This is a genomic window from Kitasatospora sp. NPDC057542 (genome assembly GCF_042801945.1).
Lineage (GTDB): Bacteria > Actinomycetota > Actinomycetes > Streptomycetales > Streptomycetaceae > Kitasatospora.
In genome coordinates this window covers 1-13,400 of the sequence record NZ_JBHVFE010000232.1, presented here as the reverse complement: position 1 = coordinate 13,400, position 13,400 = coordinate 1, and the positions used below count along the sequence as shown (strand labels likewise).

At 72.4% G+C, this 13,400-nt stretch carries 11 protein-coding genes and 1 pseudogene; 11 read left to right on the top strand and 1 reads right to left on the bottom strand.

What is annotated here, in order from left to right:
* The 8 genes from ACFU7Y_RS26070 to ACFU7Y_RS26035 all read left to right on the top strand — a co-directional run.
* The coding region (locus tag ACFU7Y_RS26070) for a SpoIIE family protein phosphatase (protein ID WP_380769821.1) at nt 1-921 on the top strand (921 nt) is incomplete at its 5' end.
* A 21-nt stretch (nt 922-942) separates the two neighbouring features.
* A complete protein-coding gene (locus ACFU7Y_RS26065) occupies nt 943-2,463 on the top strand; it encodes a protein kinase (protein ID WP_380769820.1) in 1,521 nt (506 codons plus the stop codon).
* Nucleotides 2,464-2,659: 196 nt separating this feature from the next.
* A complete protein-coding gene (locus ACFU7Y_RS26060; RefSeq protein ID WP_374120104.1) occupies nt 2,660-2,821 on the top strand; it encodes a hypothetical protein in 162 nt (53 codons plus the stop codon).
* A 192-nt stretch (nt 2,822-3,013) separates the two neighbouring features.
* Nucleotides 3,014-3,778 (top strand): GNAT family N-acetyltransferase, encoded by a 765-nt coding sequence (locus ACFU7Y_RS26055; RefSeq protein ID WP_224284259.1) that lies wholly within the window; start codon nt 3,014-3,016, stop codon nt 3,776-3,778.
* A gap of 620 nt (nt 3,779-4,398) precedes the next feature.
* Entirely contained in the window at nt 4,399-5,040 is a 642-nt protein-coding gene (locus ACFU7Y_RS26050; RefSeq protein WP_380769819.1) for a TetR/AcrR family transcriptional regulator, read from the top strand.
* A gap of 71 nt (nt 5,041-5,111) precedes the next feature.
* Nucleotides 5,112-7,031 carry a serine/threonine-protein kinase gene (locus tag ACFU7Y_RS26045; RefSeq protein WP_380769818.1) on the top strand — a complete coding sequence of 640 codons (1,920 nt, stop codon included), beginning with the start codon at nt 5,112-5,114 and terminating at the stop codon, nt 7,029-7,031.
* A gap of 457 nt (nt 7,032-7,488) precedes the next feature.
* Nucleotides 7,489-8,577 (top strand): helix-turn-helix domain-containing protein, encoded by a 1,089-nt coding sequence (locus tag ACFU7Y_RS26040; protein ID WP_380769817.1) that lies wholly within the window; start codon nt 7,489-7,491, stop codon nt 8,575-8,577.
* A gap of 31 nt (nt 8,578-8,608) precedes the next feature.
* Nucleotides 8,609-8,980: an SH3 domain-containing protein gene (locus ACFU7Y_RS26035; RefSeq protein WP_224285180.1), complete on the top strand. Its 372-nt coding sequence runs from the start codon at nt 8,609-8,611 to the stop codon at nt 8,978-8,980.
* Between the two features lie 138 nt (nt 8,981-9,118).
* Here ACFU7Y_RS26035 and ACFU7Y_RS26030 read toward each other — a convergent pair.
* A pseudogene (locus tag ACFU7Y_RS26030) lies at nt 9,119-9,334 on the bottom strand (NAD(P)(+) transhydrogenase (Re/Si-specific) subunit beta); the annotation flags it as partial.
* Between the two features lie 335 nt (nt 9,335-9,669).
* Between ACFU7Y_RS26030 and ACFU7Y_RS26025 the strand changes: the two are divergent.
* The 3 genes from ACFU7Y_RS26025 to ACFU7Y_RS26015 are packed head-to-tail and all read left to right on the top strand — an operon-like array spanning nt 9,670 to nt 13,273.
* Nucleotides 9,670-10,203: a PadR family transcriptional regulator gene (locus ACFU7Y_RS26025; protein WP_224275373.1), complete on the top strand. Its 534-nt coding sequence runs from the start codon at nt 9,670-9,672 to the stop codon at nt 10,201-10,203.
* Nucleotides 10,200-10,886, top strand: a complete 687-nt coding sequence (locus ACFU7Y_RS26020; protein WP_224275375.1) for an ABC transporter ATP-binding protein — start codon at nt 10,200-10,202, stop codon at nt 10,884-10,886. The genes ACFU7Y_RS26025 and ACFU7Y_RS26020 overlap by 4 nt, the downstream gene beginning before the upstream one ends.
* Complete coding sequence (locus ACFU7Y_RS26015) at nt 10,883-13,273, top strand: FtsX-like permease family protein (RefSeq protein WP_380769816.1); 2,391 nt, start codon at nt 10,883-10,885, stop codon at nt 13,271-13,273. The genes ACFU7Y_RS26020 and ACFU7Y_RS26015 overlap by 4 nt, the downstream gene beginning before the upstream one ends.
* Nucleotides 13,274-13,400: the final 127 nt, after the last annotated feature.

Here is a 13,400-nt window from a genome sequence, read left to right as displayed (position 1 = left end):
GTCCTCAACTTCTCCGCCCTCGACCTGCCCCCGGACGAGCTGATCGCCCGCCTCGACGAACTGGTCACCCACCTCGACCACGGCGGGGCCACCGAAGACGAGGAGACGGCCGGCGTCACGGGCGCCACCTGCCTGTACGCGATCTACGACCCGGTCTCCGGACACTGCACGATGGCCCGGGCGGGCCACCCCCCGCCCGTGCTGGTCCGCCCGGACGGCAACGTGGAGTTCGTCGACCTGCCCGCCGGCCCGCCGCTCGGCGTGGGCGGCCTGCCCTTCGAAACCACCGAACTCCAGCTCGCACCCGGCACCGCACTGGTCCTCTACACCGACGGACTCGTCACCAGCCGCGAGCGAGACCTCGACAACGGACTCGCCCTGCTGCGGCGTTCCCTGGCACACGCCCACACCCACGAGTCCCCGGACACCACCTGCCAGACCGTGTTCGACGCACTGGTCCCACCGAGCCCGCGCGACGACATCGCCCTCCTCATCGCCCGCACCCGCCTCTTCGAACCCGACCAGGTGGCCACCTGGGACGTGCCGCACGACTTCGCCGCCGTCTCCCACATCCGCAACCAATGCGCCGACCAGCTCACCACCTGGGGCCTGGAAGACCTGACCTTCACCACCGAACTGATCCTCAGCGAACTCATCACCAACGCCATCCGCTACGGCGCCCAACCCATCCGCGTCCGCATACTGCGCGACACCAGCCTCGTCTGCGAAGTCTCCGACAGCAGCAGCACCGCCCCCCACCTGCGCTACGCCGCCACCACGGACGAGGGCGGCCGGGGCCTGTTCCTGGTGGCCCAGCTGGCCGAGCGGTGGGGGACCAGGTACACGGCCCGCGGCAAGGTCATCTGGTCCGAGCAACCGCTGACCGCACCCGAGCTTCAGTTCGAGGCGATGCTGCTGTAGCCCGATCCGCAGCGGAGCACCATGACGGGGACCGGGCGGGGGACCCGCACTCGCACCCGGCCTCTGTGGGAGGGACGGGACACCGTCATCGGCCGGCCGGTCGCGGTCAAGCTGCTGCCACAGCAGAACAGTCCGGACGCCGTGGAGCTGTTCTTCCGGGAGGCCCGGACGGCGGGTGCGCTGAACCACCGCGGCGTCGTCACCGTGCACGACATCGGACAGGATCCAGCCGACGGCACGCTCTTCCTCGTGATGGAGCTGGTCAAGGGCGGCAACCTGGCCACCCACCTGCGCACCTACGGTCCGCCCCCCGTACCCACCGCGCTGGACCTGGTCGACCAGACCGCCGCCGCACTCGCCGCCGCGCACCAGGCAGGCGTGGTCCACCGGGACCTCAAACCCGCCAACCTGATGCTCACCACCAGCGGCGACGTCAAGGTCCTGGACTTCGGCATCGCCCGCTACATGGCCGCCACCCACCAGTCCAGCCAGGTCATGGGCACCCTCGCCTACATGGCCCCCGAACGCTTCGCCGGCGCCCCGGGCGACGCCCGGTCGGACCTGTACGCACTCGGCTGCGTCCTGTACGAACTCCTCACCGGCGCCCCGCCGTTCCAGGACGGCGATCCGCTGACCATGATGACCGCCCACCTGCACCGCACTCCCGACGCCCCGGGCATCCGGCGCGGCGACATCCCCGCCGACCTCGACGCAGTGGTGCTCCGCCTGCTCGCCAAGGACCCGGCGGCCCGCCCGGCCTCGGCGGCCGAACTGCAGTCCCTGCTGCGCGGCACGGCGCCGATGCCCACGGTCGTCTCGGCCGTTCCGCAGCCCCAGCAGTCGGCGGGGGACTTCCTGCTGGAGCCCCCGCCGACCGCGCGCCCGACAGCCGAGCCTCCGATGCCTCTGCTCCCTCCGAGGCCGGTCGCCGCGACTGGGGCTCCGCCGGTTGACCTATCGTCAAGTCCCGGCTACCGCGGCCCGCGCTTCGCCCTCGCGGCGGCCGGCGCGCTCTGGTGCGCCTCGCTCGCACTGCCGCTCTGGGGCCGCTCCGGCCCGGCCAGGGCCCACTCCCCGGCCGTCACGGCCTGGGACCTGGTGACCGGCGGCCGTTCCTGGGCCGGTGCCCCCTGGATCTGGCCGCCGGCCATCGCCGTCCTCCTCGTCACCCTGCTGGCCCTCGCCACCGCCTGGCGAAGCCGCTCCCGCCTGGGCACCTGGCTCTGCTGCTGGTCCGCGGTTCCCGTCGGCGGCCTCGCCACCACCTGGTGGGCCGTCATGGGCGTCATGGTGACCACCGAACACACCGACGCCTGCACCGCGGACTTCCCCCACGCCGACACCCCCCTGGGACAAGCCCAGATACGCCGTTGCATCGACGACATGGGCCTGGACTACGGCTTCTACGCGCTCCTCGCGACCACCGCCCTGCTCGCCGCAGCGGGCCTGTGGGCACTGGTGCAGCGCATTCGCCACCGCAGGCGGACCCGTCGGCCCTGGGGCGTGGTGCCGCAACCCGCTCAGGGGCTCCCTCAGGGGTGACCTTCGTGGATGGCCGCGCTCGCCGGTCGAGACGTCCGGACGCGTTCGTCGAAGGCATCGTCGGGCTGCTGCCGCGACAGAACACCCCGCCCCATCGACAGGACGACGATCTGTCTGACAAACACCATCCAGCGAGACCATGGCCGGCCCACAACTGAACCGTCGAACCCGGCCCGAATTCAGCCGTCGCCGACAAGTGCCAGCCCCAGATGAATGGGAAAAGACCTTCGGCGACCCCCGGCTCTGCGCGGCCATCGCCGAACGCATCACCTTCCGCGGCACCCTGATCCAGACCAGGACCGAGTTCTACCGCTACCAGAACGCCACAGCCCAGCAGGTCGGCAGGCCACTCGGTTAGGCAGCTCCCAGCCCGTGCCAGACGCCTCACGCGGAACGCTTGACCTCAGGTGAGGACTACGCGTGCTCAACCCGGAGCGAAGACCTTTACAGTGCCCTTATTTACTCGGCGAGCCCTCTTACGGATGAGATCGTGTCGGGCATGAATGAGACGGAACACACCGTGTTCGACGGTTCCGACCTGCTGGGCAGGATGGAGCAGAACCTGGCCGAACGCGCCTGCCACCTGCACCGCAACATGAAGCACGCGACCGTCACCGAGACAGCCGATCTCGTGATCGCCGACAGCGGGCTCGACGACGACACCTTCAACATCGTGGCGGCCGCACGATTCACCGACGACACCGCTCCCGACCGGGTGGCGGAGACGGTCCGGACGCTGACCGCGACAGGCCGTCCCTTCTCCTGGTGGGTCGGCCCCGCCGGCACACCCCCGGACCTCGCCGTGCTCCTGACCGGCGCCGGCCTCAAGGCGTCCGAGACCGAGACCGGCATGTGGATGGACCTGCACACCGCTCCACCGGAGCCATACGCCGAGGGCTTGGACATCCGTCCCGTGGCGACTCCCGAACAACTCGCCGACTACGCGATGATCCTGGCCGCGAACTGGGACCCGCCGGCCGCCACGGTCCGTCGCTTCTTCGCCGATGCGACCGAGTGGGCTCTGGCCCCCGCCTGCCCCGCGCGCTACCTCATCGGCTACGCGGACGGCCGACCGGTCTGCTCGGCCGAGGTCTTTCTCTTCGCGGGTGTCGCCGGGATCTACAACATCGCGACCCTCGCTTCCGACCGCCGCCGCGGATACGGCGGAGCCATCACCCTGGCCACCTTGCGCACGGCCTACAACGCGGGATACCGCACCGCGGTCCTGCAGGCGTCCTCGGACGGAGAACCCGTTTACCGCCGTCTCGGATTCCAGGCCTGCGGTCAGTTCACCGAGTACGCAGTCACCACCTGAGACCTCCGGCCGGGCCAGGGGCAGTGGACACCGCCCACCGGCTCGGCCTCGGGTCATGTCCGCCGGAGTGGTGTATCGACGGCCACTCGGTGATTCGTCAAGAGGTCGTGCGGTGAGGGAAGTTGGGGTCAGGTCGGTGCCGGTTTCTCCCTTGATGAGGTGAACGCGGCAGCGGCCGAGGATCTCGGGGCCCGTGTGGCGGCGCTGTCGGCCCACTCGTCGTTCTGTTCGGCGACTGGAGGGCGCGGACGGGCGGGCCGCCGCCGGCCCGTACGGTGCCCACGGGACCTCCCTCCATCCCGATTCGGCCGATGTCCCTTGAGGCCCCCAAGCCGCCCCGCACCGCCGCTCGCGTCCTCGATCGTGCGGTCCTCGCCGCATCGGAACGTCACCGAGAGCGCCCGGGCGCTGGAACTCCTGTCCGGGCGTGGGCCGCTCGGGCAGCCTGACCGTCTTCGACGTCGAGGGAGCCATCGGCGCTCCCGGGACGCCAGGGCCCGGAGGTTATCTGATGGATCGTCAAAAGTAGAGATTTGTTCTAGAGAGCTTCTTCAGTTCTGCTCTATGCTGGCCGAGTTGGCGGCCGAGGCGGCCGTGGTGACGGTCGAGCGGAGGTCCGAATGCCCCCCAAGCAGCAACGGGGCGAGGCCACCGTCGAGTTGCTCCTGACCAGCGCGCTGCGCGTGTATGCGGAAGCGGGCCAGCAGGGGTTCACCGTCAGTGCCGTCACCGCAGCGAGCAAGGTCAGCCTGGGCAGCCTCTACCACCACTTCGGGAGCTTCGACGGCCTGGCCGCCGCGCTCTACATCCGCTGCATGGAGCAGCTGTTCGACGAGATGATCGTCGCGCTGCAGCGCAGCCGCACCGCGCGCACCGGGGTGCGGGCGCTCGTCCAGGCCTACCTGCGCTTCACCGAGGAGCACCGGGACGCCGCGCTCTTCCTGCACGCCTCCGCCTACTCCGGCTACCTGGCCGCCCGGGCCGAGCAGATCAAGGCCGCCAAGGCGGCCAAGCTGGCGGTGATCGGCGCCTGGATGCAGCCTCGGATGGAGCGGGGCGAGATCCTGCCCGTTCCCGGCCCGCTGGTCGAGGTCCTGGTGATGGGTCCGGTCGCGGAGGCGGCCCGCCGCTGGCTGTCCGACACCTACGAGCTGGACCTGGGTGAGGTCGCGCGGATCCTGCCGGAGAGCATCTGGCGCTCGCTGCGGCCCGAGCGGTCCGAGTCGTGCGGTGCGACCGGTACCGGCGGGGGTTGCGGGTGAGGAGGACTGATGGCAGGACATGACGCGCTACTGACAACCGGTTGGGGCTGGGCATCGCGAAGGGGCGGGGCATGACTGGTCGGGGGGCCGTACTCGGAGGTCGCTACACGCTGACCGAGTGGATCGGCGGCGGGGGCATGGGTGCCGTCTGGCGCGCCGATGACCGGGTGCTGGGGCGGCAGGTGGCGGTCAAGGTCCTGCACGCGGGGCTGCTGGAGGAGGGGACGTTCGCCCGGCGCTTCCGGCGCGAGGCCCAACTGCTCGCGGCGATCAGCCATCCGGGCATCGTGGACGTCCACGACTACGGGGAGAGCGGCGGCGAGGCGGAGGGTGGCGGGGAGAGGGAGCGGATCGCGTACATCGTGATGGAGCTCGTCGACGGGCGGCCGTTGGACAAGGTCCTCGCCGAGGACGGCCCGATGCCGCCCGAGCGGGTGCTGAGCATGCTCGCCACGGCGCTCGACGCACTACAGGCCGCGCACCAGCAGGAGATCGTGCACCGGGACGTCAAGCCGTCCAACCTGATGCTCGGGGTCGACGGCCGGGTGACGGTGACGGACTTCGGCATCGCGCGGGCGCTCGTGAGTACCACGCTCACGGCGACCAACGTGGTGATCGGCACTGCGCTGTACATGGCCCCCGAGCAGGCCGGGGGCGGCGGCGTCACGCCGGCCTCGGACCTCTACTCGATCGGCGTGGTCTGCTACGAACTGCTCACCGGAAAACCGCCGTTCACCGGTGAGAGCGTGGTCGAGGTCGCGCTCAAGCACGTCCAGCAGCCCGCGCCGGAGTTGCCGGAGGAGTTCCCGTCGGCGGTGCGGGAGTTCGTCGCGCGTGCCCTGGCCAAGCAACCCGGGGACCGGTTCGCCGACGCCGCGGCGATGGCGGCCGCAGCGCGGGCCGCGGTCGGCGACCGGTCGGTGCCGGTCGCCGCGGTGGTGCGGGCCGTTCCGGTCGCTGTTGCCGGGGCCGGGGCCGGGGGCTCGTCGGTCGAGATCGCCCGGGTGGCCTCCCGGAGCGCCGCCGAGCCCGGCGCGAGGCGGCCGTGGCGCCGTTTCCTGGTGCCCGTCGTCGTCCCGGTGATCATCACCACCAGCGCCGCCACGGTCCTGCTGGTCGACCGTGGCCCGTTCCAGTCCCAGGGTGAGACCCGCGGCGCGCAGCCCGCCGTCTCAGTGTCCGCCACCGCGATCACCGGCTCGCCGACGCCTGGCGCGCCGCCGACCGAGCAGCCCCCGACCACGTCGCCGGGCGGGGAGACGACGCCGGGCACCCCGCCGCCCGCCCCGTCCGAGGCCACCCCGGCGCCGAACGCCGGTGGTCAGCCCGTGGCCCCGGCGCCGAATCCCGGCGGTGGGTCGGCGGGCGGCATAGGCTCGTCGGGAGGGTCCGCCGGCGGATCCGCCGGCACTCCGCCGAAGGCGGGCGGTGGCGGTGGCAGCGGCGGTGGCGGCGGGAGTGCCGGCGGCGGTGGTGGCGGGGCCGCACCCGCGCCCAACCAGCCGGCCCCGCCGGCGCCCGCGCCTAATCCGACCACGTCCAAGCCGCCTGCCTCGACCGTGCCGGCCGGGTGCGGCGGCGCGAACTGGGGCGCCATCGTCAACGTGGCCGACGGTCAGAAGCTCGGCTTGGCCACCGACGGCCCGTCGGCGGGCGCCGCGGCCGTCATGGGCGGGACGACCGCCTACGGCTGGGTCCGCTCGGCACCGGACCCCGGCGGCTGGTACCAGATCCATCCGTGCAACCTGAGCGGTCCGGCCCTCGTCCAGGGCGAGGGCGACGGCTGGTCGGGCCAGAACCGGAAGGTGCAACTCTCGCCGGGCTTCAGCTTCATGACGAACTGGTCGGTGGTCCGGGCGAGCACCTCGGGCGCCTACTACCTCAAGGACTACTCGGGATCGACCTGCCTGACCGACAACGGCCCGGGCAAGCAGGTCACCATGACCACCTGCACCCCGGCCAACAAGTTCCAGGAATGGCAGATCCCCTAGGTGTTCTGTCCCGCGACGGCCGCACGGAGTCCGGCGGTGCCGTCGGAGGACGGTCGCACGGTGTCGGCCCACGCGGGGGCTGTGAGTGAGAGGAGCGGAAGGAGGGCGAGCAGGACGGTCAGGAGGACTGCGGTGGAGCCGCGGCGGTTGGGCATGCCGGTCCCACGCGCTCTCGGTTGATTGACATCGGACGATCTCCGGCCCCGAACCGGCGACCGACCCCTTGTATGACGAGCGCCTCGTTCTGAGATGGCGAGTTAGCGCGCAAGGCCGCGAAGCGGGCCGAACCAGGGCGACGACTACGCGCAGGTGTGGAGCATCTCGGTTCCGCCTACTGGCTCCGGGTCCCGGTGAACGAGCCAACGCCCGTGCTCTGACGATTCCGCGTCTCGCCGCCCCCTTCGCCACGGAGGTACAGTGGGCATGCGTGGCGCGGCCATGTCAGGTTGGGGGTTGTGTGGAAACGCTCTACGACAGCGACCGAGTGCCGGAGACCGACTGGATCGGAGCGTGGCGGGAGGTCACCGTCCCGGGGACGGTCTCCGTGCAGATGAGATCGCTCGACCCGGACCGCTTCGCGGCCAAACTGAGCGCCGTGCAACTGGGGGACTGCTGGCTGGCCGCCATGAACTACTCGCCCCTGGCGTTGCGGCGCACACCGCGGCTGGTCCGACAGTCCGACCCCGAGCAGTACCAGGTTCTGTTCATCCGCCGCGGCCACCCAGGCATCGAACTGGCCGACCGGAGCGCTCTCCTCGGCCCAGGCGACCTCGTCGTCCACGACAGCGCGCGCCCGTTCGAGGCCTTCGTCGGACCCGGGCAGAGCCGCGCCCAGTGCCTGATGATCCAGGTCCCCAAACGCCTCCTGCACCTGCCGCACCGGGAGATCACCTCCCTGCTCGCGACGCCGCTCGCCGGTACCAGGGGCACGGGCCTGCTGCTGTCCGGCTTCATGACGGCGCTGACCGGCGACTGCCCGGAGAACTCCGGCCAGGCGGCCCGGCTGGGCAGGGTGCTCACCGACCTGACCGAGACCTTCCTGGCGCACCACCTCGACCGGCTCGCCGCCGTGCCCGGCGACTCCCGAGAGCGCGTCCTGTACCTGGAGATCCTCTCCTTCGTCGACGACCACCTCCCCGCCGAGTGGCTCGATCCCCGGGCCGTCGCCGACGCCCACCGGATCTCGCTGCGCACCCTTTACCGGATCTTCCGGAAGCAGGACACGACGCCGGCCGCCCATATCCGCCACCGCCGGCTCGAACGCTGTCGCCTCGATCTGGCCGACCCGCGCCTGTGGCAGCTCACCGTCCATGCCGTCGCCGCGCGCTGGGGCTTTCCGCGGCCCGCCGAGTTCACCCGCGCCTTCCGCACCGCCTACGGTCTGACACCCAGCGAGTGGCGCGAGCGCGAGGGGGACCGGGAGCGGCACGCATTGCCAACCGGTCGGCACGCCTCGCCATCGAACCGCACCGACGGTGGTGGGACGGTCGTACCGGAGCGCACGCCGGTCGTTGATCCGGAGTGCGCCTCCCGGTCGCGGGACTGAAGCGGTCCCGCCACGCTCACGGAGGATCTCGATGCACCGTTCCGCCAAGCGCACCGCCACGGCTCTCCTGCTGGCCGCCGGCACCCTGATCGTGCCGCTGGCCGCCGCCGTCCCCGCCGGCGCCGCGCCCACGGCCGCCCTTGCCGCCTGCAACGTGTCCTACGGCGACAAGGACGGCAGCAGCTGGCACAAGAGCTCCAAGAACGGCGTCAACATGCGCAGCGGCCCGAGCACCGGCTGTGCGGTGCTGGGGGTGTCCTACTCGACCCAGCTGATCGACTACCACTGCTACGTCTCGGCCAGTGACGGGACGTGGACCTACGCCCGCAACGACGCCACCGGGGTCAAGGGCTGGATCCGCGATGACCTCCTCACCGACAGCGGCAGCAGGGTCCGCTGCTGACCGACCGCCCTCACCCGGCGTCGGACCGGTGGCGCGGCCACACCCGCGCCGCCGGTCCGGCGTCCGTGGCGCCGCCCGGGCGCTACACGCCGGCCCGGTCGGACGGGGCGCCGCCGTCCGGACGGCCGACGTCGAGGGCGCGCGCAGGATGGACTCGACGCTCTGCCCGGCGTCCCCGAAGAGCATCGCGCTGTTCTCCCGGAAGATCAGCGGGTTCTGCACCCCCGCGTAGCCGGAGGCCAGCGAGCGCTCGAACACGATCCCCTGCTCCGCCTCCCGGACCCGCAGCACCGGCATGCCCGCGATCGGGCTGGCGGAGTCGTCGGTGGTGGCCGGAGCTGACGTCTGATCACTCAGGCCCTTTATCGAGCAATTGTTCCCATGACTGTCGACGTGCCGTTCTCCCGACCCGCGCACTCCGCGCCGGTGCCCGGTGACGCCGAGCGGGCATCCCGTGAGCTGATGACGCTGCCCGGCTACTCCCGGGACGTACGGCGCTGGCGCTTGGTCGAGATCCGCCAGGGCGGCCGGTGGCGCCTGGGACTGCTCACCGTCTGGCCCGCCCGCCGGGCAGCACGGTCCGGGTGGTCCACGTGCGCTGGGCGGCCGGCACGGACGCGTGGGCAGGTGCGGGAGCCCCGCATCCTGCTATACACACCATGTATACATGGTGTGTATAGTTTCCGATCATGTCACTCGGACAGATGCTCCTCGGGCTGCTGGAAGCCCAGCCCCGCCACGGATACGACATCAAACGCCTCTACGACGAGCACTTCGGACGCGACCGCGCCCTGCACTACGGGCAGGTGTACGCCACGCTCTCCCGGCTGCTGAAACACGGCCTGGTCGTCGTGGAGGGCGTCGAGGCCGGCGGCGGCCCGGACCGCAAGCGGTACGCGATCACCGACGCGGGCGTCACCGACCTCGCCGACTGGCTCACCCAGCCCGAGGACCCGCAGCCGTACCTGCAGAGCACGCTCTACCACAAGGTCGTGCTCGCCATCCTGACCGGCCGCTCGGCCGCCGACGTCCTGGACGCCCAGCGGGCCGAACACCTGCGGACGATGCGCGAACTGACCCGCCGCAAGCTCACCGGCGATCTCGGCGACGAGCTGATCTGCGACCACGCGCTGTTCCACCTGGAGGCCGACCTGCGCTGGCTGGAACTGACCGCCGCCCGCCTCGACGACCTCACCGCCCGCCTGACGGAGACCCCGCGTTGACCACCGCCGAACCCCTGCTCCACGCCCGGGACCTGCACAAGTCCTTCGGCCTCACCCCGGCCCTCGACGGCGCCTCCCTCACCGTCGCCGCCGGCGAACTCGTCGCCGTGATGGGCCCGTCCGGCTCGGGGAAGTCCACCCTGCTGCACTGCCTCGCCGGCATCACCCGCCCCGACCGCGGCACCATCAGCTACCAGGGCCGCGACCTCACCACCTGCTCCGACGCCGAACTGAGCGCGCTGCGGCGAGGCGAGTTCGGCTTCCTGTTCCAGTTCGGCCAGCTCGTGCCCGAACTCACCTGCCTGGAGAACGTCGCGCTGCCGCTGCGCCTGAACGGCGTGCGCCGCAAGGCCGCCGAGGCCCGGGCCGGCGAATGGCTGGACCGGCTGGAGGTGGCGGACGTCGCCACCAAGCGCCCCGGCGAGGTCTCCGGCGGCCAGGGCCAGCGCGTGGGAGCCGCCCGCGCCCTGATCACCGGACCCAAGGCGGTGTTCGCGGACGAGCCGACCGGCGCCCTCGACTCCCTCAACGGCGAACGCGTCATGAAGCTGCTGACCCTCGCCGCGCGGGAGAGCGGCGCGGCCGTCGTCCTCGTCACCCACGAGGTACGGGTCGCCGCCTACGCCGACCGCGAGGTCGTCGTCCGCGACGGCCGCACCCGCGACCTGGCCCCCGCCCGATGAGCGCCGCCGACCCGAAAGTCCGCTCACCGTTCCTGGACCAGCTCGGCCTCGGCGCCCGACTGGCCGTCACCAGCGGACGGGACGGCTGGGGCCGACTGCTACTCACCGCCTTCGGCGTCGGCCTGGGGGTGGCCCTGCTGCTCTTCACCGCCTCCTTCCCCGGCATCGTGCACCACCGTGACCAGCGCCTGTACACGCAGAACGACACCTTCAGGGACGAGGACCTGCCCGCCCCCGGCGAAAGGACGGTCCTCGTCGCCGTCGCCGACACCACCTTCCGCGGCACGCCCGTGCGCGGCCGGATCGTGCAGCCCGAGGGCCCGCACGCCGCGCTCCCCCCAGGAGTGTCCGCCTACCCGGCGCCCGGCGAGATGGTCGTCTCCCCGGCCCTGGCCGACCTGCTCGCCGATCCCGCCAACCAACTGCTACGCGACCGCCTTCCCTACCCCGTGGCCGGCACCATCGGTGCGGCCGGGCTGCTCGGGCCCGGCCAGGCCTCCTACGTGCTCGGCGGCGACCACCTCTCGGTGGACACCGGCGCCATCCGCATCACCGAGTTCGGCCACTTCTCACCGCCCAAACCCATGGACCCCAAGCTGATCCTGCTCAACGCCGTCGGCCTGACGGTGATGCTGGCCCCGGTCGGGGTCTTCCTCGCCGCCGCCGCGCGCTTCGGCGGCGAACGGCGCGACCGCCGGCTCGCCGCACTGCGCCTGGGCGGCGCGGACCGCCGGATGACCGCCCGCCTCGCCGCGGGGGAGTCCCTGGTGGGGGCGATACTGGGCCTGGCCGCGGGCACGGCGCTCTTCCTGCTCGGCCGCCGACTGATCGGACACATCCGACTCGCCGGATTCAGCTTCTACCCCGAGGACGTCGCACCACAGCCCGCCATCGCCGCCGCGATCGCCGTGGTCGTGCCGCTCATGGGCGTCGGCGTCACCCTGCTCGCGATGCGCCGGGTGGTCGTCGACCCGCTCGGCGTGGTCCGCCGCTCCGGCCTCGGACAGCGCCGGATCGGCTGGCGGCTGATGCTGCCGTTGGCCGGCCTTGCCCTGACGGTGTTCGCCCTCGTACTGCCCGCCCAGGGCGTACCCGGCGCACTGCCACGCACCGCCGTCCTCAGCTCGGTACAGGACACCCGCGGTTCGCTCATCGTGGCGGTCGGCGTGCTGCTGATGCTGATCGGCGTCTGCACCCTCCTGCCGTGGCTCGTGGAGGCCGTCACCCGGCGCGCCGCCGGCGGCGGCCTGTCCTGGCAACTGGCCATCCGCCGCCTCCAGTCGGGCCCGGGACCGGCCGCCGCGGCGGTCAGCGGCGTGGTGGTGGCCATCGCCGGAGCGATCGCCCTGCAGACGCTCTTCCTCGGCATCGGGGCACGCTACGAGGACCTCCCCCGGCCCTCGCCCGCCGCCGGCCCGTACCAGCAGTCGGTGTCCTTCCCCGGCGGCGCGCCCCAGGCCGACGCCCTCGCCGACCGCCTGGCGCACACCGCCGGGGTGAAGGCCACCGCGGCCTACACTGAGTTCTCCCTGGAGAGCCCGACGGCCAAGCCCTGGCAGCTGCCCACGGCGCGGATCGCGCCCTGCACGGTGCTGCGCACCTTCGCGGCCCTGCCCGACTGCAAGGACGGCGACACGTTCGCCGTCCAGGGCCCGGACCGGCGGCCGGACGCCGACCCGCTCCGGCCCGGAACGCCCGTCCACGCCGCCGGCTTCCGGGGCGCGGGCGAGCCGGCGTCCTTCCCGCTGCCCGCGGTGACGGCCACCGTCCCGGCCATCCAGGGCGCGGACCCGAGCGGGCGGATCGGCGCCGGCCTGCTGCTCCTCACCCCCGCCGCCGTCCCGGCCGACGCGCTGCGCGGACAGCCGGCGACCGTCCAGGTGTCGCTCGCCGACGCTCTGGCGGACCCGAAGGAGCACCTGACCACCGCCGTGATGGCGATCGACCCGCAGGCCCGCACCGAATTCCCGCTTGAGGGCACGCTCGACCCCACCTACCTCGCGGTCAAGCGCCTGCTGACGGCGGGATCGACGATCACCCTGCTGCTGGTGTCCCTCAGCCTGCTGGTCGGCCAGCTGGAACGCTTCCGGGAACAGCGCCGCGTGCTCGGCGTGCTGAACGCCGTCGGCACCCGCCGGCGCGTCCTGGGCCTGTCGGTGCTGTGGCAGACGCTGGTCCCGATGGCCCTGGGCCTGGTGCTGGCGGCCGTCGCGGGCCTGCTGATGGGGGCGGTGCTGCAGTACTCGGCGGGCGTCTCGGCGGACGTCGACTGGGGCACGATGCTGGCCATGTCGGCGATCGCGGCGGGCGCGGTGCTCCTCACCACCGCCCTCGGGCTGCCGCAGCTCCTGCGGCTGATGCGCCCCAGCGCCCTGCGGTACGAGTAGCGGCGGCCGCACGCAAGCGCGCCGTCCACCGGAGGACGGGCACGGTCACCGCCGTGAACGGGACGGTGACCGCGAGGCGTTCCTCCAAAAGCTCCCGGTAGCGGCCGGCACCGCCACGGCGCGGTGC